Source organism: Streptomyces sp. Wb2n-11, assembly GCF_001049855.1.
GTDB classification, from domain to species: Bacteria; Actinomycetota; Actinomycetes; order Streptomycetales; family Streptomycetaceae; genus Streptomyces; species Streptomyces altiplanensis.
Map to the genome: position 1 here is coordinate 3,288,018 of NZ_CVPB01000001.1, position 18,437 is coordinate 3,306,454.

The 18,437-nt window shown below is 69.8% G+C and carries 20 protein-coding genes, 1 tRNA gene and 1 pseudogene; 9 read left to right on the forward strand and 13 right to left on the reverse strand.

What is annotated here, in order from left to right; genetic code table 11:
- Window positions 1–345: 345 nt before the first annotated feature.
- Entirely contained in the window at window positions 346–2,544 is a 2,199-nt protein-coding gene (locus BN1555_RS14900; protein ID WP_093799835.1) for a transglycosylase domain-containing protein, read from the forward strand.
- A gap of 120 nt (window positions 2,545–2,664) precedes the next feature.
- Here the strand turns inward: BN1555_RS14900 and BN1555_RS14905 are convergent, their stop codons facing one another.
- On the reverse strand, window positions 2,665–3,129 hold the full coding sequence (locus BN1555_RS14905; RefSeq protein ID WP_093799836.1) for a GatB/YqeY domain-containing protein: 465 nt from the start codon (window positions 3,127–3,129) through the stop codon (window positions 2,665–2,667).
- A gap of 76 nt (window positions 3,130–3,205) precedes the next feature.
- Here BN1555_RS14905 and BN1555_RS14910 point away from each other — a divergent pair, with 76 nt between their 5' ends.
- Both BN1555_RS14910 and BN1555_RS14915 read left to right on the forward strand, forming a co-directional pair.
- On the forward strand, window positions 3,206–4,153 hold the full coding sequence (locus tag BN1555_RS14910; protein ID WP_093799837.1) for a metallophosphoesterase: 948 nt from the start codon (window positions 3,206–3,208) through the stop codon (window positions 4,151–4,153).
- A 137-nt stretch (window positions 4,154–4,290) separates the two neighbouring features.
- Window positions 4,291–4,364 (forward strand) — tRNA-Pro (locus BN1555_RS14915).
- A gap of 95 nt (window positions 4,365–4,459) precedes the next feature.
- Here the strand turns inward: BN1555_RS14915 and BN1555_RS14920 are convergent.
- The 11 genes from BN1555_RS14920 to BN1555_RS14970 all read right to left on the reverse strand — a co-directional run bounded on the left by BN1555_RS14920 (window position 4,460) and on the right by BN1555_RS14970 (window position 11,553).
- Window positions 4,460–5,629, reverse strand: a complete 1,170-nt coding sequence (locus BN1555_RS14920) for a tyrosine-type recombinase/integrase (RefSeq protein WP_093799838.1) — start codon at window positions 5,627–5,629, stop codon at window positions 4,460–4,462.
- Window positions 5,629–5,811, reverse strand: coding sequence for a helix-turn-helix domain-containing protein (locus BN1555_RS14925; RefSeq protein WP_093799839.1), 183 nt, complete (start codon window positions 5,809–5,811; stop codon window positions 5,629–5,631). The genes BN1555_RS14920 and BN1555_RS14925 overlap by 1 nt, the downstream gene beginning before the upstream one ends.
- A complete protein-coding gene (locus BN1555_RS14930) occupies window positions 5,804–7,099 on the reverse strand; it encodes a replication initiator (protein WP_093799840.1) in 1,296 nt (431 codons plus the stop codon). The genes BN1555_RS14925 and BN1555_RS14930 overlap by 8 nt, the downstream gene beginning before the upstream one ends.
- 153 nt (window positions 7,100–7,252) lie before the next feature.
- A complete protein-coding gene (locus BN1555_RS14935) occupies window positions 7,253–7,498 on the reverse strand; it encodes a SpdD protein (RefSeq protein WP_093799841.1) in 246 nt (81 codons plus the stop codon).
- Window positions 7,499–7,523: 25 nt separating this feature from the next.
- Window positions 7,524–7,718, reverse strand: coding sequence for a hypothetical protein (locus BN1555_RS14940; protein ID WP_055690856.1), 195 nt, complete (start codon window positions 7,716–7,718; stop codon window positions 7,524–7,526).
- Between the two features lie 15 nt (window positions 7,719–7,733).
- The gene (locus tag BN1555_RS14945) at window positions 7,734–7,925 is read right to left on the reverse strand and encodes a mobile element transfer protein (RefSeq protein ID WP_093799842.1); all 192 of its coding nucleotides are present in this window, start codon (window positions 7,923–7,925) and stop codon (window positions 7,734–7,736) included.
- Window positions 7,926–7,927: 2 nt separating this feature from the next.
- Window positions 7,928–8,110 (reverse strand): hypothetical protein, encoded by a 183-nt coding sequence (locus tag BN1555_RS14950; protein ID WP_093799843.1) that lies wholly within the window; start codon window positions 8,108–8,110, stop codon window positions 7,928–7,930.
- A gap of 16 nt (window positions 8,111–8,126) precedes the next feature.
- Entirely contained in the window at window positions 8,127–8,789 is a 663-nt protein-coding gene (locus tag BN1555_RS14955; RefSeq protein WP_093799844.1) for a DUF2637 domain-containing protein, read from the reverse strand.
- Window positions 8,790–8,877: 88 nt separating this feature from the next.
- Window positions 8,878–10,257 (reverse strand): FtsK/SpoIIIE domain-containing protein, encoded by a 1,380-nt coding sequence (locus tag BN1555_RS14960; protein ID WP_093799845.1) that lies wholly within the window; start codon window positions 10,255–10,257, stop codon window positions 8,878–8,880.
- Window positions 10,257–10,613 (reverse strand): SCO3933 family regulatory protein, encoded by a 357-nt coding sequence (locus BN1555_RS14965; RefSeq protein ID WP_093799846.1) that lies wholly within the window; start codon window positions 10,611–10,613, stop codon window positions 10,257–10,259. Before BN1555_RS14965 ends, BN1555_RS14960 begins: the two co-directional genes overlap by 1 nt.
- A gap of 154 nt (window positions 10,614–10,767) precedes the next feature.
- On the reverse strand, window positions 10,768–11,553 hold the full coding sequence (locus tag BN1555_RS14970) for a GntR family transcriptional regulator (protein ID WP_081236041.1): 786 nt from the start codon (window positions 11,551–11,553) through the stop codon (window positions 10,768–10,770).
- A 107-nt stretch (window positions 11,554–11,660) separates the two neighbouring features.
- On the opposite strand from BN1555_RS14970, the pseudogene BN1555_RS14975 reads away from it, so the two are divergent.
- From BN1555_RS14975 to BN1555_RS15000, 6 genes and pseudogenes are all read left to right on the forward strand, one after another.
- Window positions 11,661–12,067: pseudogene (locus BN1555_RS14975) on the forward strand (NUDIX hydrolase).
- A 46-nt stretch (window positions 12,068–12,113) separates the two neighbouring features.
- Window positions 12,114–12,545, forward strand: a complete 432-nt coding sequence (locus tag BN1555_RS14980; RefSeq protein WP_093799847.1) for an ATP-binding protein — start codon at window positions 12,114–12,116, stop codon at window positions 12,543–12,545.
- The gene (locus BN1555_RS14985; protein ID WP_093799848.1) at window positions 12,539–12,886 is read left to right on the forward strand and encodes a hypothetical protein; all 348 of its coding nucleotides are present in this window, start codon (window positions 12,539–12,541) and stop codon (window positions 12,884–12,886) included. The genes BN1555_RS14980 and BN1555_RS14985 overlap by 7 nt, the downstream gene beginning before the upstream one ends.
- A complete protein-coding gene (locus tag BN1555_RS14990) occupies window positions 12,883–13,260 on the forward strand; it encodes a hypothetical protein (RefSeq protein ID WP_093799849.1) in 378 nt (125 codons plus the stop codon). Before BN1555_RS14985 ends, BN1555_RS14990 begins: the two co-directional genes overlap by 4 nt.
- Before the next feature lie 541 nt (window positions 13,261–13,801).
- Window positions 13,802–14,122 (forward strand): trypco2 family protein, encoded by a 321-nt coding sequence (locus BN1555_RS14995; RefSeq protein WP_093799850.1) that lies wholly within the window; start codon window positions 13,802–13,804, stop codon window positions 14,120–14,122.
- Between the two features lie 84 nt (window positions 14,123–14,206).
- Window positions 14,207–18,220 (forward strand): tetratricopeptide repeat protein, encoded by a 4,014-nt coding sequence (locus tag BN1555_RS15000; RefSeq protein ID WP_107081079.1) that lies wholly within the window; start codon window positions 14,207–14,209, stop codon window positions 18,218–18,220.
- Here BN1555_RS15000 and BN1555_RS38500 read toward each other — a convergent pair.
- Window positions 18,185–18,433 carry a hypothetical protein gene (locus BN1555_RS38500; RefSeq protein ID WP_141662852.1) on the reverse strand — a complete coding sequence of 83 codons (249 nt, stop codon included), beginning with the start codon at window positions 18,431–18,433 and terminating at the stop codon, window positions 18,185–18,187. The genes BN1555_RS15000 and BN1555_RS38500 overlap by 36 nt on opposite strands.
- Between the last annotated feature and the right edge of the window lie 4 nt (window positions 18,434–18,437).

Consider the following 18,437-nt stretch of genomic DNA (forward strand, 5'->3'; position numbering starts at 1 on the left):
CCAGTTGAGGACGTTACGGAAGGTGGGCACAGCACAACACCCCCTTCGGGCCCAATCTTGAATGACCCGAACGGACTATGCGTAAGCGACAGATCACCCGACGGAGTGATGCGAGGGCATACATGACCAACCCGGCGAAGCGGGGCGGTTCGACCAAGTCACAACGGGAATCAAGTGACGCATGAGGCGGAATCAGACATGCGCATGCCCCATTCCGGAACTGACGGGATGTGACACCGGCGATGTCGGGGGGCTTGATGCGAAACCGCACTGCTGTGACAGTTGGGAGCAGCTTAGGCCAAGGCCTGTACGCGTGTCCGGCGAATGAGAACGTAGGCTGCCCCCATGCCAAAAAAGCGCTCGGGCGGGGGTCTCACCGGGATCCAGCAGGCCGCCAAATTCATCGGTGTCGCCGCGCTCTCCGGAGTTGTGCTGGCGGGCATCGCGCTGCCGGCGGCCGGAGCGCTGGGTCTCGCGGCCAAGGGGACGGTCGAGGGGTTCGACGAGATCCCCGCGAACCTCAAGACGCCGCCGCTGAGCCAGCGCACCACCATCCTCGACGCGCAGGGCGGTCCCATCGCCACGGTCTACTCGCGTGACCGCACCGTCGTGGACCTGAAGGACATCTCCCCGTACATGCAGAAGGCGATCATCGCGATCGAGGACGCGCGCTTCTACGAGCACGGGGCGATCGACCTCAAGGGCGTGCTGCGCGCGGCCAACCGCAACGCCCAGTCGGGCGGCGTCTCGGAGGGCGCGTCGACCCTCACCCAGCAGTACGTCAAGAACGTCTTCGTCGAGGAGGCCGGTGACGACCGCACCAAGGTCGCCCAGGCCACCCAGCAGACACTGGGCCGCAAGGTCCGCGAGCTCAAGTACGCGATCCAGGTCGAGGAGGAGCTGGGCAAGAACAAGATCCTCGAGAACTACCTCAACATCACCTTCTTCGGACAGCAGGCGTACGGCGTCGAGTCCGCGTCCAAGCGCTACTTCAGCAAGTCCGCCAAGGACCTCAAGCTGGAGGAGGCCGCGCTGCTGGCCGGCATCGTGCAGTCGCCGTCCCGCTACGACCCGGTCAACGACTCCGAAGAGGCGACCAAGCGGCGCAACACCGTGCTCCAGCGCATGGCCGACGTCCACGCCGTCCCGCAGGCCGAGGCCGACCGGGCGAAGGCCACCCCGATCGAGCTGAACGTCAGCAGGCCCAAGAACGGCTGCATCACCGCCGTCAGCGGCGCGGGCTTCTTCTGCGACTACGTGCGCGAGGTCTTCCTGTCCGACCCGGTCTTCGGGAAGACCAAGGAGGAGCGGCTCAAGGTCTGGAACAAGGGCGGCCTGAAGATCCGCACGACGCTGGACCCGAAGGCACAGGAGTCGGTGCAGGCGTCGATCAGGAACCACGTCTACCAGTCCGACAAGGTCGCGACGGCCGTCACGCTGGTCGAGCCCGGCAGCGGCAAGGTCCTCGGCATGGGCCAGTCCAGGCCGTACGGCTTCGGGAACAACGAGACGACGATCAACTTCTCCGCCGACAAGGAGATGGGCGGATCGACCTACGGCTTCCCGACCGGCTCGACCTTCAAGCCGTTCGTGGCGGCCGCGGCCATCGAGCAGGGCATCCCGGCGACGAAGATCTACTCGTCGCCGTTCGAGATGGACTACCCGACGGTGCAGACCTGCAGCGGCAGGCCCTGGGTCAACGTCAACGGCGAGCGGGTGCCGAACGAGTCCGAGTCCGAGGTCGGCCCGTACCCGCTGCAGGAGGCGATGGCCCTCTCGGTCAACACCTACTTCATCCAGATGATCGAGGACATCGGCATCTGCCCGGTGACGAGGATGGCCGACAAGCTCGGCGTCGTCACGGCCGACGGACAGAAGCTGAAGGAAGTACCCGCGATCTCGCTGGGTACGGAGGGCATGTCCCCGCTGACGATGGCGAACGCGTACGCGACCTTCGCCAACCGCGGCACGTACTGCACGCCGGTCTTCATCGAGTCGGTCACGACCGCGCAGGGCAAGAGCCTGCCGGTGCCCAAGTCGTCCTGCTCGCGGGCGATGTCCGAGAGGACCGCCGACACCATCAACACCCTGCTCATGGGTGTGGTCGACTCCGGCACCGGCCGGGAGGCCGGGCTCACCAGCCGCGACAACGCCGGCAAGACGGGTACGACGGACAGCCGCCACAACGCCTGGTTCGTCGGCTACACGCCGAACCTGTCCGGTGCGGTCTGGGTCGGCGCGGCCGGCGCCGAGCAGGTCTCGATGGAGAACATCACCATCGGCGGCGTCTACCACCCCAAGGTCTACGGCGGCCAGGTTCCGGGCCCGATCTGGAAGGACGCGATGAGCGGCGCGCTGGACGGCGAGCCCGCGCCCGACTTCAACACCGTCCACATCCCGAAGCCCGAGAAGGAGAAGAAGGACGAGGGCGACCGGGACGAGGGCGACGACAACAAGCCCAGTGACAGCAGGCCCGGTGGCGACGACGGCGACAGTGACCGGGGCCGCGGCAACGGCGGCGGCCGGGGCGGGAACGGGCCGTAGACACAGCGGCATCGTGTACGGGTACGGCGGAAGGGGCGCCCGGTGGAGACCACCGGGCGCCCCTTCCGCCGTACTGCGCGCCGTACCGCGCCCGTACGTCCGTGTACGCGTAGGGCGTGCTCAGCCCGCCAGGAGCTTCTTGACCGCGGCCGCGACCCGGCCGCCCTCGGCGCGGCCCGCCACCTTCGGGTTCACGATCTTCATGACCGCGCCCATCGCGCGCGGCCCCTCGGCGCCCGTGGCCTTCGCCTCTTCGACCGCCTGCCCGACGATGGCGTTCAGCTCGTCGTCGCTCAGCTGCTGCGGCAGGTACGCGTCGAGGATCCTGCCCTCCGCCAGCTCCCGCTCGGCCGACTCGGCCCGGCCGCCCTGGGTGAAGGCCTCGGCCGCCTCGCGGCGCTTCTTCGCCTCCTTGGCGATCACCTTCTGCACCTCGTCGTCGGAGAGCTCGCGCGCCGCCTTGCCGCCGACCTCCTCCTTGGTGATCGCGGTGAGGGTCAGCCGGAGCGTGGACGAGGTCAGCTCGTCGCGCGCCCTGATGGCGGCGGTGAGGTCTTCCTGAAGCCTGGACTTGAGCGTGGTCATGGGGCAAGTGTGGCAGGTACGCACCGACTGACGCCCACCGATTTCGTGCGCCGGAACCGTCTGCGACGATGGGCACATGCGCGCACGTTACGGGATACCCCTGAAAGTCACCGCAGGAATCACGGCTGTTGGCGCGGCCGGCCTCGCCTACGCCGCCGGGTTCGAGGCCCGCTCGTTCCGGCTCCGCCGGGTGACCGTGCCCGTGCTTCCGCCGGGGGCCCGGCCCCTGCGCGTGCTCCAGGTCTCGGACATCCACATGGTGAGCGGGCAGCGCAAGAAGCAGCGCTGGCTCCAGTCGCTGGCCGGCCTGCGCCCCGACTTCGTCGTCAACACGGGCGACAACCTCTCCGACCCGGAGGGTGTGCCGGAGGTGCTGGACGCGCTCGGCCCGCTGATGGAGTTCCCGGGGGTCTACGTCTTCGGCTCCAACGACTACTACGGCCCCAAGCTCCGCAACCCCGCGCGCTACCTCATCGAGAAGGCCCAGGGCAAGCACGGCCTGAACGGCAACGCACCTGCCGTCGGCGTCGTGCACAACCCGTGGGAGCGGCTGCGCGACGGCTTCGACGCGGCGGGCTGGGTGAACCTCACCAACACCCGGGGCCGGCTCAAGCTCGGCGGGCTCGACGGCATGGAGGTCGCCTTCACCGGCGTCGACGACCCGCACATCAAGCGGGACAGGTACACCGAGGTCGCCGGCGGCCCGGACCGCTCGGCCGACCTCTCCATCGGCGTGGTCCACGCCCCGTACCTGCGCTCGCTCGACGCCTTCACCGGCGACGGCTACCCGCTGATCCTGGCCGGCCACACGCACGGCGGCCAGCTGTGCATTCCCTTCTACGGGGCACTGGTCACCAACTGCGACATCGACACGGACCGGGCGAAGGGCCTCTCGACGCACTCCGCCGAGGGCCGGCGTTCCTACCTCCACGTCTCGGCGGGCTGCGGCACCAACCGCTACACCCCGGTCCGCTTCGCGTGCCCGCCGGAGGCGACCCTGCTGACGCTCGTGGCGCGTCCCTGAAGGAGCGGCCCCACCCCGGACCCGGTGATCACCGGCCTCGGCCGGATCCGCCCCGGCCCGCGAGGCCGCGAAACCGGATTTCGCCTCCGGGCGCGCGTCCGCTAAAGTAATCGATGTCGCCGCAACGCGCGCGACATCGGGGTGTAGCGCAGCTTGGCAGCGCGCTTCGTTCGGGACGAAGAGGTCGTGGGTTCAAATCCCGCCACCCCGACAGAGAAACACCAGGTGAGGCACCTACGAATTTTCGTAGGTGCCTCACCTGTTTCGTCTGCGTGTCTATCTGAGTGACTACCGGCTCCCGCGTGTCTACGGCCGCTGCGGATCAGCTCCGAAGATCCCGTCCATGACCACGGCGCCGGTCTGGATCACGGGCCGGATCTGCTTCCGGTAGACCTCCTCGGTCACGGCCGTACCGGAGTGCCCGACGAGCCGGGAGATCACTTCCAGCGGGACGCCGCGGTCGGACAGCAGGGACACGAAGCTGTGCCGGAGCTCCCGGGGCGTCCACTCGTCGGCATTGATTCCCTCGATGCCCTTGAGCGCCTGGCGGAAGGCGCGGCGGACGTTGGCCGCGTCCAGTGGCTTGCCCACGGCCGAGGAGAAGACGAGCCCGTGTTCCTCCCACTTGTCGCCGGCCGCCAGCCGATCCCAGCCCTGATCCTCGAACTGCTGCCAGAGGGCATCGACGCAGCGCGCAGGCAGAGCGAGCGTGCGCCGGGACTTTCGGGTCTTGGTGTCCCCGCCCCGCCGGACCGAGCGCCACACCGCGATGTGCGGAGGCTGCGGCGGGTTCGCGTCCGGCTTGCCCTTGAGGAAGACGTGGTCCCAGGTGAGCGCCCGCAGCTCCTCGGTACGGGCACCGGTCAGCAGGGCGACGACGATGTACGCGTACATCGAGGTCCCCTCGGCACCCTTGAGCACGGCCTCCGCCTGAGCGAAGGTGAGCGCCTTGGAAGGGCGCCCGGCTTGGCCTTGGGGCACCGAGCACAGCTCGACGACGTTGCGCTTCACCTTGTCCCGGGCCATGGCCCGCTTGACCGCGCGGTTGAGGCACGAGTGGATCGCCTGGAGGGTGCGCGTGCTGAGCGTCTTCGCCTTGGCGGCCAGCCAGCGGTCGACGTCCTCAGCGCTCAGATCACGGAGCTTGCGAGCACCGAGGGATGGGATGACGTGCGCCTGACTCAGGATCGCGCAGGTCTTGGCCGTGCTGGGGTCGATGCCCACCAGGCCGTACGCGAGCCAGTCCGTCATGGCGTCCTTGACCGTGTAGTTGGTGGGCGCGATCGCGAGACCGTCCTCGTGGTCCCGCAACACCTCCTTGAGCTTGTTCTTCGCCTCCGTCTTGGTCTTGCCACTCCCCCGCTTCACGATCCGCTTTCCGCTCGGATCGAACCCGAGGTTCGCCGTGGCGATCCACCGTTGCCGCTTCTCGTCCCAGTGCAGGCCGCCGTCACCGCGGCTCCGACGCTTGGTCATCAGGCCGCACTCTCCATCTGTCCCGCAATGAAGTCACGCAAAGCGATAACAGGGATGCGCCGGCATCGGCCGATGGTGACCGAGGCCAGCTGCCCCGTACGGAGCAGGTCGTACACCGTGGACCGGCCGAGCCTGAGACGGGCCATCACCTCGGCGACGGTGAGCAGTTCATCGTCATGCACGGGTAGGTTCTCCTTCCGTTCCGGGAGCGGGTTCGAGGGTTTCGGCGAGCCAGGCTTCGGCGTCGGTGAGGCCGGTTCCGGCGTAGCTCCAGTGCGCGAGGACGAGGGTCGTGTCCGGGTCGGTCCCGTCCGATACCAGGGCTTGTGCGCGGCGCCATTCGGCGCGGGCGTCGCGGAGGGCGCCGAGGGTGGTGGAGTAGCGGCGGGACTTGGTGGAGAAGTGGCCGCAGAAGCCGAGCATGTGGGCCCAGGCGCGCAGGCGGAGGTGTTCGAGGTCCTTATGCGCGCCGAGGGTCCAGGCGGTGCGGATGAGCCGGCGGGCGTGGTCGCTGATGTCGAGCTGGGCGAGTTCGGCGAGGAACCTCAGCGGCCGGTCCAGAGCTCCCGTGGCGATCTCGGCGCCCTTGGTGGCGTACTTGGCGATGTACGCGGCGACGGCCCGTTCGGTCAGTTCCGGGCCGCCGTCGAAGTCGGCGGAGCGGATGGTGCGGACGTCGAGTTGGCGGCCGAAGGCGAAGGTGTGGGCGCGGCCGTCGATGACCGGGCCGTCCACGCGGGCGGCGGTGGCGGCGGCCCGGATGGCATCGGTGAGCAGTTCGGCGGTGGCCCAGGCGGGAGGCGGGGTGTCGCCGCCCTCGGGGCCGTCGAGGCGGATGACGGCGTGGAAGTGGACGGCGCCGCGCTTCTGGTATTCGGCGACCTTGGCGAAGGACACCCGGGCGTACTCGCGGAAGGCCCGCTGGGTGAGGCCGGCGCGCTTGGCGACCTCCCGGCGCAGGTAGATGGAGAAGCGCCGCCACAGTGGACCGGCGTGCGCGTTCCAGAGCACGGCCGCTTCGTAGTCGTAGGTGTCCGGGTCGAGCGGGGTACCGAGGGCGGGGTCGTCCGGGTCGTGGAGGGCACCGCAGCGGCAGCGGCGGACCGATCCGGCCGGGCCGGTGGGGCGGTTGTGGACCGGGCCGAAGCCCGGTGCGGTGAAGGTGGCGAAGACGCGCGGGTGGGCGGCGACGCGTTCGGGGACGCCCTTGCCGCCGCGCAGGCCGCTGGTGATCAGGTGGAAGGTGTCGCGGCGGTAGACCTCGGCGCAGGCCGCACAGCGGGTGGTGCGGCGGTTGTTGCAGCGGACCAGGAGGTGACCGGCCGGGAGGCTGGAGGAGTCGAGGTGGTGGAGGACGTTGCCGATCTCGCCGGTGCGGGTGTCGACGGCGTGCTCGGTGCGGTGGCCGTCGAGGCGGATCGGGTGCGTGCAGCCGCCGAGGCCGGCGAGCTGGCGCAGGAGTGCGGGCATGGTGCCCAGGGCGGCCAGTTCGCCGAGTTCGTGGAGCGGGGGCGGAGTGGCGCGGGTGATGATGGCTTTCTCCTTCTGGTTCGGCTGGAGGGAGACGGCCCCCGGGGCGGCGGATGCTTGGCGGTATCGAGGTCGCCCCGGGGGTTCGGTGCGTCAGCGGTGGTGCTGGTCGCGCAGCAGCGAGCGCAGGACCACGGTGGCGACGGCCACGGAGACGGCCGTGACGGCGACGGCGGCCAGGAGCGCGGTCAGCACGACGCCGCCGACGAGGACGGCCGCGACCGCTCCGGTGCTGACGGAGATCTGAGGGACCGGCCGCCGAGCGGGCATTTGGTCGGCCATGGTGTGGGGGTGTGCGGGCGGCGGCGTCGGGCTGTCGGGGCACTTGGGCAGGAACACGGCGAAGCTCTCCTTATCTACTCGTCTAGTCATGTGAGCCGTTGACGATGTCTACGCCGGAGCGCGTGCCGGACTCGATGGCGGGGGCCATGAAGGTGTCCGAGAGCCAGAAGCCGAAGAGGGCGATCAGGACGACGATCCATGTGCGGACGCCGAGGAACTTGACCGCTCCCCAGGCGAAAAAGCCGAGGAGGACGACGAGCGGCAGGCTGACGGTCACGGTGTGCGGGTCCTTTCAGCGGACGGGGCAGCGGTGGGTACGGGCGGCCAGTTCGGCGGCGGAGCGGCTGTCGTAGTCGGCGGAGAAGCCGCAGCGCGGAGCCGTGCAGGCGGCGGTGTGCTTCTCCCGGCCGCGGCCGTCGTAGGACGTGCCGACCTGGACGGGGCCGATGCGGCTGACGTTGCGGAAACGCTTCGGTGCGGGCACGGTCAGTTCTCCTGTCGCAGGCTGGGGCCGGGGAACTCACGCAGGATCCGGGCGGCTTCCCCGGGCTCCGACGTGCGGTCGGCAGCTTCTTCGGCGAGGAGCCGAGCGAGCGCCGACCGACCGCTTACGGCCATCTCGCGGGCCGCTTCGAGGTAGTCGGCGGCCGTGTTGAAGCAGAGAGGCATGGTTCTCCTTTGTCGGTCAGGTGAGCTGGGCGGCGATGGCGTCGGCCATGGGCGGCGGGACGCCGAGGCGGGCGCGCAGGGTCGGGGTGTCGATGGCCGTTCCGGTGCGGGCGTGGTGCTCGGCGGCGACTTTGCGGGCGTGCTCGACCAGGGCGGCCGGGACGGCGACCGGCGGCGGGGCCGGAACCGGGGTCGGTGCCGACTCGACCGCCAGAGGCTCCGGAGGTTCCGGCGCGGGATCGGGCGCGTCCTCCTGTTCCTCGATGTCCTCGGGCGCCTCCTGGCCCGCGGCGTCACTGGTCTCGTCGTGCGTGGTCGGCGACGAGTGGACGAGGAGGGTTCCACCGAGGAAGGCGACCGCGGGCCAGCCCGCGACGAGGATGCGGAGCCAGGCCGGCACATGGTCCAGGTCGAGCAGTCCGGCGGTGGCGACGTTCGCACCCAGGGACGCGGCGAGGGCGATCAGGAACCAGCACCACCCGGCCGCTTTCGCCTCGCCGGACCGCAGCCGACGCCAGGCGGCGACGAGCAGCAGGTCGACCGAGACGGGATAGGCCCACGCCTTCCACCCGTCCTGTCCGGCCGCCAAGGCGACGTCGTGCAGGTGGGCGAAGGACAGCGCGGCGGCGATGACCGCTTGGACGAGCACCGCGTCGACACGGGCCAGGTGGGCGCGCATGCGGCGGCTCCTTCCGGATTCGGGCATGGGAGGGGTAGGGACATGGCGTGAGGCGGTCACGCCGACCGGGGATGAGCGGGGACGCGGATCAGTCGGTCACCGGTCGGGGCCGCACGACCGGGCCCGGCATCTCGGCAGGCGGCCGTACGGGGACGTCGGGCCGGAAGGGCTTGAGCGCGGGCAGGTCGGGGACCAGGTGGGCCGACTCGCGGCAGGTCTCAGCGGCGTCGCCGAGGGAGAGGTACGGCGTGCGGATGCGAGACCAGCCGCCGGAGGTGTCACCGGCCACGGCGAGGCCGGGCCGTTCGGGGGCGATGGCGCAGGCGGCGGAGACCGCCTCGGGGGCGATGTCGCCGAGTGCCATCTTGGCGGAGGCTTCGTCGTTGACGCGGTGGCAGACGCGGCCGGTCAACTGGGCCCGCAGCATGGTCGCGCCCTTACCCAGCTCGGCACCGAAGCGCTGACCGCAGACCTCCAGGTAGATGCCGGCGGCCCGGCCGAGCTGGGCGAGCCGGATGAGCTGGGTGACCATCTCGTCCCGGCGTTCCTCGTCCTTCCTCGTGGCGACGAGGAAGAGTTCGGCCACCTCGTCGACGAACAACACGACGGGCACCGGGCGTTCATCCTCGGGCAGACCCCAGATGTCGGAGGTGATCTCCTCGTCCGGCGTGTTCGGCGCGATGCCCTGCCGGGCCTTGATCAGGTCGTACCGGTCCTCCATTTCCTTGATGAGCACGGGCAGCAGCTCGGCGGCCTGCTCCGGGTCGGTGGCGAGCGCCGACAGGCGCGGAGCGAAGGGCCCCAGCTCCACACCCCGCTTGCAGTCGATGCCGACCAGGGCGACGGGCTGACGGGCGAGGCCGGCGACGAGGTGGCGCAGGTACATGGACTTACCGGACAGCGTGGCGCCAAGAGTGAGTTGATGCGGAACGGTGCGGTAGTCGCGTACGAACGGAGTGGCGTCCTCGCGCAGCGCGACCGGCACCCGGAGCAGGTCCGGGCGGAGCTTGCGCGGCATACGCACCCGCCGCAGCACGTCGAAGCCGACGAGCCGCAGTTCGACCACGCCCGGCTTGACCGTGGTCACGTAGACGGCGTGGACACCCCAGGCATGCCGCAGTCGTTCGGCGGAGGCGGCCACGTCGGCGGGTTCCTGCCCCGGGGCAAGCCGCAGGCGGACCCGCAGCCCCGTCGTGGTCGGCCGGATGATCCCCCGACGCGGCGGTACGGGACGGACCTCACGGCGGGTGGTGGCCTTGACCGCCAGGACCCGCAGCCGGGAGGGGGCCACGGTCAGCCCGCACGCCTCCATGACGGAGCCGTAGGAGCCGAGCAGCCGGACCGTGGATGCGGGTAAGCCGACCGTGGACCAGTAGACGCCGGGGTGTCGCGCCCGGGCGTAGGCGGCCCCACCGCCGAGCGCGGCGACGGGACCACCCACCTCCAGAAGCGTTGCCAGGTCGGTCATCAGGCCGACGCCCCCACGGCGGCCGGGAAGGCGGCCGGAGTGACGGCGGCGGCCCGGAAGGCGATGCCGTGCCGCTGCTGGCCGTTGAACACGCTCTCCCACGGCCGGGCGATCAGGCCCGGCAGGGAGACCGGGGCACCGAGGGCGAGCCCTTCCGACACCCCGCTCTCAGGGACGGTCACCTTGATCAGGGACGACTCCCCCTCCTCGATGTACACGACGCCGATGGTCATCAGCGCCTCGCCGCTGACGGCGTCCTTCGCGATCTCGCCCGACTGCCGGTCGCGGACCTTGGGCTCGGGTGCCTCGGTTAGCAGGATCGTCGCGGCCGAGGTCTCCACACGGATGGTGCGCAAGGTTCTTCCCATCTACTCGTCTAGACAAGATGCATCTTTCGAACCCGGCGACGCCGGGAACGGGATCACCTTGCCACACAACTTGCCCACTCGTCTATACGAGTATGCATGTCAGTGTGTACGAGTCCGGGGAAGTGGCCTCGCGTACCGCCGATCAGGTCGCCGGAAGCTGGTAGGAGAGGACGTACGCGTCCGCTGCCATCACCGTGTCGCAGACCTCCACGGCCCGCCCCGCAGTGTCAAAGGCGGTACGAATCAGGTGGATCACCGGCACACCGGAGGCCAGTTGCAGCGTCTTTACCTCGGACGGCGAGGGCATCCGGGCCCGGATCTCCTCCTCGAAGTGGTCGAGCTGATGGCCCAGCTCCTCGAGGCGGGCGTAGATGCCGCCGGGGCCGGGGTTGGGCTCGGCAATCTGCGTACCGCGGGCGATATCGAGCGGGAGGTACGACGTGGCGAACTCGACCGGCCGGCCGTCGAGCAGGTACCGGCGACGCCGGGCGAGCACGCGCCGCACGGAACCGAGCCGGGTGGAGATGTCCTGGCCGGCCTTCTCCTCCTTCACCTCCAGGCTGTCCACGGTGGGGTGACTACCGGCAGCGTCGGCCTCCACGATGAACGCGGACTTCCCCTGCTCGCGATGGCGCCGGGCGAACCGGTCGGAGGCGAGACGGCGCACCGGAGGCCGGGGCCGGACGAAGACGCCCCGGCCGTGTTCGGCGTGCACCAGGCCCTCGCCCTGGAGGATCGAGAAGGAGTTCCGGACCGTCATCCGGGAGACCCCGTAGTGCTCGACCAGCTCGGCCTCGGAGGGCAGCTTCTCCCCCTCCTTGAATCGCCCACGGTCGATGGCCTCGCGCAGCTGGTCGGCGATCTGTCGGAAGACCGCACGATCACTGGTCGGGTCGAGGCCGCCGAGAATGCTCGGTAGAGACGCCATGCGTACTCCTTTAGGTATCTAGACGAGTGGGCGAGTGTTGTTGCTACGGTGGAGAGCCTAGTCAGCCGAGAGGGCCGAGGAACGTGAGCACAGAACGCCCGCACTCCGTGAGCGTCGCCGGGGTCATCGTCGATGACCAAGGCCGGGCCCTCCTGATCAAGCGCCGCGACAATGGCCACTGGGAGCCCCCGGGCGGAGTCCTCGAACGCGAGGAGACCATCCCCGAAGCCCTCCAGCGCGAAGTCCTCGAAGAGACCGGCATCAAGATCGAGCTTCCCGCGACCCTGACCGGCGTCTACAAGAACATGACGGGCCTGATCGTCTCCCTGGTCTTCCGCTGCCAGGCGGCCGACGGCACTCCCACCACGGGGACGAGACCCGCGCCCTGCGCTGGGCCACCCGCGAAGAGGTCATAGAACTCACCGACGAGGCGTACGCGATCCGTGTGCTTGACGCACTCGACGCGGCGTCCCCGCCGGCCGTTCGCGCCCATGACGGCGTGAAACTCGTCTAGCCCGAACCCGCTGCACATGGCGGCCTACCAGCACGAAGGAACTTGTATGCACGAGTATACGAGTAGCGCCCGGGTCTGGGGGCTCAGTTGCCCAGGATTCCCGGAAGAGGTCAGCAGGGCCCGCCGCTGGACCCGCGACATCCTGCGAGGTTCGCCGTTGGCCGAGGACGCCGAGCTGATCGTCAGCGAGCTGAGCGCGAACGCGATCCTCCACACGGCCAGCGGCCAGACATCCGGCAGCTTCCACCTGGCGCTCGCGGTCTCCTCGCAGGTGATCGCCCTGTCCGTCACGGACGACGGAGGCACCGGCACCGCACCGAAGGTCGAGCACCAGGACCAGGAGGCGGAGCACGGCCGGGGCCTGGGTATGGTCAGCGCGCTCGCTCACCGGGTCGTCGTCCACGGCAGCCACGGCGGTCACACGGTCACCGCGGAACTCTTCACCGAGGCCGGCCCGGCAGGAGGACACCCGTGCTGACATCCGCTCCCTCCCAAGCGCTGAGCACAGGCAGACGGCCCCTCCCCTACCTGTGCCGAGCCGCCGCCTACCCGTTGAACGAGGTCCGTTCCATCCCCTTGGGATCACACGACGCCACGAGCCCACGCCTGGCACTGCGCTGGTTACGCGAGCGCACGCAGCACATCACCGACCAGCTCGACGCCGCATACGCACAGCCGGGCCTGCACTGGCTGACGGACGAGGCCGAACACGAACGAGCCCTCGCCTACCTGACCAGCGGCACGGGCTACCAACTCACCCTCTACGACGAGAGCACCCGCTACGTGCTGCTGGCCTACCCGGCAGGAGCGACCCCATGAACGGGCCCACCCGCGGCTACTGGTGCGAATGCTGGACCGAGGAAGTCACCGGCACGGGAGGGCCGGCGCGCCTGGCATCGTTCGACGCCTACTCGGCGCCCCAGGCAGACCGCTGGGTAGCCATCGCTCTCCGCACCATCTCACCGGCGCTCGACTCCGACGCGTCGGACGAAGCGTGGACGTGGCTGTACGAAGAGCGCGCCGAGACCCGCAGAGCCCTGATGCGCTCCGAACCCTGCACGGTGACCATCACCCACGCCAGCACCCGCATCACCTGGACCATCCGCCCAGTGTTCTTCTTGCCGCTTGCACACCGACAGGACATCGAACTTCCAGCCTGTGCCCACGACTTCAAGCCCCGCACCACAGACTGAGTTACAACTTTCTTTACGGGTTCAAGTGCGGCTCGCTCCGCTCCCCGCGCGCGGCCCGGCCCCCGGCCGGGCCTGCGCTCCTGTCTCCGCCCCGCTCCAGCCCGGCCGGCGTCCGTGCCGCGCGCACAGCAATCAGCCGCCTGACGTCAGAGAAGGGGTTCGTCGTGGCTGGGGCGGTCGGTTCCGCGGCTTTACGGAGCCACTTTGGCGCGAGCCTCGAAGATCATGGCCCCAACGTCGTGCTTTACCGGGCAGGTCCACTACCTGCCCGACGCGCCGGAAGCTTACGGGGCCATGATCACTCGCGCCAAAGCAGCGCCACCCCAAAGCCGCTCCACCGCCCTGGGTGGCGCACGGAAACCAGCCCCGCATTTCCGCTGGTCAAAAACGGTCACGAAAGGCCTTGCTTCCGTATGGTTTCGGTCTTTTTCGATGTGTGGGACGGTGCGGGAACTTCTCGGCCGGTGGTGGTCGTCTGCGCGGGTGCACCCTTTGGTGCGGACAGTGGTCTGTGCGGCAGTAGGAAAGGGAGGGGTCGGGGATGGCTGAAGAGATCGGGATTGCGGAGGCTGTGGAGCATCTGCGGGCGGAGTTGGTGGCCGCTGCGGCAGGCGGTGGAAGTGGTCCGCGGTTCGAGGTGGGGCCGGTGGAGCTGGAGTTTTCGGTGGAGATGCGCAAGGAGGGCACGGCCGGGGTGAAGGCGTGGGTGGTGTCGGCTGGTGCGGGGACGTCGAAGGTGTCGGTGCACCGGGTGAAGCTGGTGCTGACGCCGAAGGACACCACGACGGGCACGGCGTATCACGTGAACACCGACCGGCCGGATGAGACGGGTGAGGTGCTGGGGTCCCGGTTCGGCGAGTAACCGGGTGGCATCCACGCTGCGGGGTCGGCCCGCGCCTGGACCGGGGCAGGACCTGAAGGACAGGGATCGGGGAGGCAGGGCGGGGTGGACAGGGCGCGGGTGGCGGTGGTGCGGTCCGGTGAGGCTCGGGGGTCGGGGTATGTGCTGGGCGGTCGGCTGGTGCTGACGGCCGCGCACGTGCTCAAGGACCGCGGGCGGGTGTCGGTGCAACTGCCCGGCCGTGCCGGGCGGGTGCCGTGCCGGGTGGTGTGGGAACGGCTGGAGGACGGCCCTCAGGGGTGGGACGCGGCGTTGCTGCTGGCCGGGGAGGATCTGTCGGACAGGCCTTTGCCAGGGGTGCGGTGGGGGCGGTTGGTGACGATGCAGGCCTGTGCCGCCCAGTGCCTGGGGTATCCGGTGGTGGGGCAGGCCGGTGCCGATGCGGTGTCGCTGGTGCAGGCGGATGGGCGGGTTCTGCCGGAAAGCGGCCGGGACAGAGACCGGTATGTCCTGGTCGGTGAGGCGGGAGCCGAGCTGTATCAGGGTGCTTCGCCGTGGGGCGGGATGTCGGGGGCGGCGTTGTGGTGCGGCAGCGCATCGGGGATGGCGCCACTGCTGACCGGGGTGGTGGCCGGTGATCCGCCTGGCTGGAGCCACACCCGGCTGGAGGCCATGCCGGCCTATGTCCTGGCGTCGGATCCGGTGGTGCGGGAGCTGGTCGAGGAGCACACCGGGCGGGCGATGCTGCTGGAGCCCGCAGACCTGCAACACCTCGCCGACCGCACGGCCATCCCCCGGCCGCCCCGCTCCCCGGCCGATCTGCTGCGCCCGGAGCAGGCGGCGGTGTCCTTCATGGGCCGCGAAGATCTGCTCGAGAAGGATCTGACCCCTTGGTGCGAGCCGCCTTCTAGCCAGGGGCAGTCCGCCCCTCACGATGGACCGGCCAGGGTATGGGGGTGGGGGCAGAGTCTGGTGCAGGCTCGGTTGCTGACCGGGCCGGGTGGTGCGGGAAAGACCCGGCTGGCGGCCGAACTCGCCACCCGGATGACGAGCCGGGGCTGGGCCGCGATCCGCCTGACCACCGATACCAGGGTGCCGCTGGACGTGCTGTCCCAGGTGCGCCGGCCGTTGCTGATCGTCGTCGACTACGCCGAGACCCGCGTCCCGCAACTGCATGCTCTGCTGGAGGCGGTCGACCACGACCAGGTCACCAGCCCCGTGCGGGTGCTGGCCCTGGCCCGTGCCGCGGGCGACTGGTGGACTCGGGCCACCGAACACCCTCACAGCCAGGCCCTGGCCACCGCCCTTGTCACACCGGTTCCGGCCCTGCACCACACCTCCCAGGACCGCACCGCCGCCTACCGGCAGGCGCTGGGCGACTTCAGCACCCGGCTGCGCCGGCTCTTCCCCGCCACCGACTGGGCGGCCCTCCTGCCTGCCCTCGCCGCCGTGGATGCGATGCCCGCCCTGGCTGGCGCCGAGTTCGACACACCCTTGTCGGTGCAGATGGCCGCCCTCCTCGCTCTCCTCGACGCCACCGGCATCCCGCAGATCCCAGGCCGGCCCACCGTGTTGGAAGGCAGGCTGCTGGGACACGAACGCAAGTACTGGGACGAGACGGCCAACAGCCCTGAGCGGGGCTTGACCGGGGAGCGCAGCGGGACCGAGATCCGTGCCCTCGCCGTCGCTGTGGCCTGCCTGGTCCCCGCAACCAACCGTGATCACGCCAGGGCGCTTCTGGCCCGGCTTCCCGGTCTGGCCGACGACAGCGCGGCCGCTGTCCGCGGGGCGCTGGCCACCTGGCTCGCGGATCTCTACCCGAACCCGGCAGGCTCCGTATGGGGCAGCCTCCAACCCGACCGCATCGCCGAGTACCACATCGGCACCCAACTCAGCCGCGAACCCGACCTGTTCACCTGCATCCTAACCACCCTTACCGGCGCACCTGCCGAGCAGGCCCTGACCGTACTGGCCCGCACCGCCCAGCACCCCCACCACCACGACATGATCAACGGCATCCTGCGTGACGCCCTCACCACGGCCCCGACCGAGCTGGGACCGGCCGCCCTGACCACAGCAACCCACGCCTCCCAACCCTCACCCTTGATCGACGCCCTGACTCACCTGACCCGCGCTACGCAGGACATCACCCTGCTGCACCATCTCAGCGGCCAGCTACCGGAATCCACCCTGGCCCTCAGCGAGTGGGCAGCCGACCTCAGCACAGCCCTGGTCGAACACCACGACACACACGAACCCAACCTGCCCGACCTCGCCGCGTCGCTGAACAACCAGTCCGTCCGTCTGGCGGACCTTGGGCGGCGCGAGGAAGCCCTGACCGCCATCACCCGCGCCGTCGAAATCCGCGAAACCCTGGCCAAGCAGCGGCCCGACGCCTTCCTCCCCAACCTCGCCATGTCGCTGAACAACCAGTCCGGCTGTCTGGCGGACCTGGGGCGGCGCGAGGAAGCCCTGACCGCCATCACCCGCGCCGTCGAAATCCGCGAAACCCTGGCCAAGCAGCGGCCCGACGCCTTCCTGCCCGACCTCGCCATGTCGCTGAACAACCAGTCCGGCTGTCTGGCGGACCTGGGGCGGCGCGAGGAAGCCCTGACCGCCATCACCCGCGCCGTCGAAATCCGCGAAACCCTGGCCAAGCAGCGGCCCGACGCCTTCCTCCCCGACCTCGCCGCGTCGCTGAACAACCAGTCCAACCGTCTGGCGGCCCTGGGACAGCGCGAGGAAGCCCTGACCGCCATCACCCGCGCCGTCGAAATCCGCGAAACCCTGGCCAAGCAGCGGCCCGACGCCTTCCTGCCCGACCTCGCCGCGTCGCTGAACAACCAGTCCAACCGTCTGGCGGACCTGGGGCGGCGCGAGGAAGCCCTGACCGCCATCACCCGCGCCGTCGAAATCCGCGAAACCCTGGCCAAGCAGCGGCCCGACGCCTTCCTCCCCAACCTCGCCATGTCGCTGAACAACCAGTCCGGCTGTCTGGCGGACCTGGGGCGGCGCGAGGAAGCCCTGACCGCCATCACCCGCGCCGTCGAAATCCGCGAAACCCTGGCCAAGCAGCGGCCCGACGCCTTCCTCCCCGACCTCGCCGCGTCGCTGAACAACCAGTCCAACCGTCTGGCGGACCTGGGACAGCGCGAGGAAGCCCTGACCGCCATCACCCGCGCCGTCGAAATCCGCGAAACCCTGGCCAAGCAGCGGCCCGACGCCTTCCTGCCCGACCTCGCCGCGTCGCTGAACAACCAGTCCAACCGTCTGGCGGACCTGGGGCGGCGCGAGGAAGCCCTGACCGCCATCACCCGCGCCGTCGACACTTACCAGACCCTGGCCAAGCAGCGGCCCGACGCCTTCCTCCCCGACCTCGCCACGTCGCTGAACAACCAGTCCAACCATCTGGCGGACCTGGGACAGCGCGAGGAAGCCCTGACCGCCATCACCCGCGCCGTCGAAATCCGCGAAACCCTGGCCAAGCAGCGGCCCGACGCCTTCCTCCCCGACCTCGCCATGTCGCTGAACAACCAGTCCAACCATCTGGCGGACCTGGGACAGCGCGAGGAAGCCCTGACCGCCATCACCCGCGCCGTCGACACTTACCAGACCCTGGCCAAGCAGCGGCCCGACGCCTTCCTCCCCGACCTCGCCACGTCGCTGAACAACCAGTCCAACCATCTGGCGGACCTGGGACAGCGCGAGGAAGCCCTGACCGCCATCACCCGCGCCGTCGAAATCCGCGAAACCCTGGCCAAGCAGCGGCCCGACGCCTTCCTCCCCGACCTCGCCGCGTCGCTGAACAACCAGTCCAACCATCTGGCGGACCTGGGGCGGCGCGAGGAAGCCCTGACCGCCATCACCCGCGCCGTCGACACTTACCAGACCCTGGCCAAGCAGCGGCCCGACGCCTTCCTCCCCGACCTCGCCGCGTCGCTGAACAACCAGTCCGTCCGTCTGGCGGACCTGGGGCGGCGCGAGGAAGCCCTGACCGCCATCACCCGCGCCGTCGAAATCCGCAAAACCCTGGCCAAGCAGCGGCCCGAAGTATTCACGGAACCTCTGAAGAGAAGTATCCAGCTACGCAAGTTGCTGGAAGAAATGCCAGAGGAATGACCCGTGGCCAATCCCGCACCACAACCGCACCAGATCGAGCAGTGAACAGCGGGGTATCACGGTGAAGCCGACAACGCCGACGAGGGCGCAGATTACCCATCGACGCAGGTCAATGCCCTGACCGACCGCAAATGCCCGCAGCTTCCCAAGCTGATGGCCTACCGCCAGCTTCTCAGCGGCCGGCTTCCCTTCGCCGCATTCCGGACCGATCATGGGG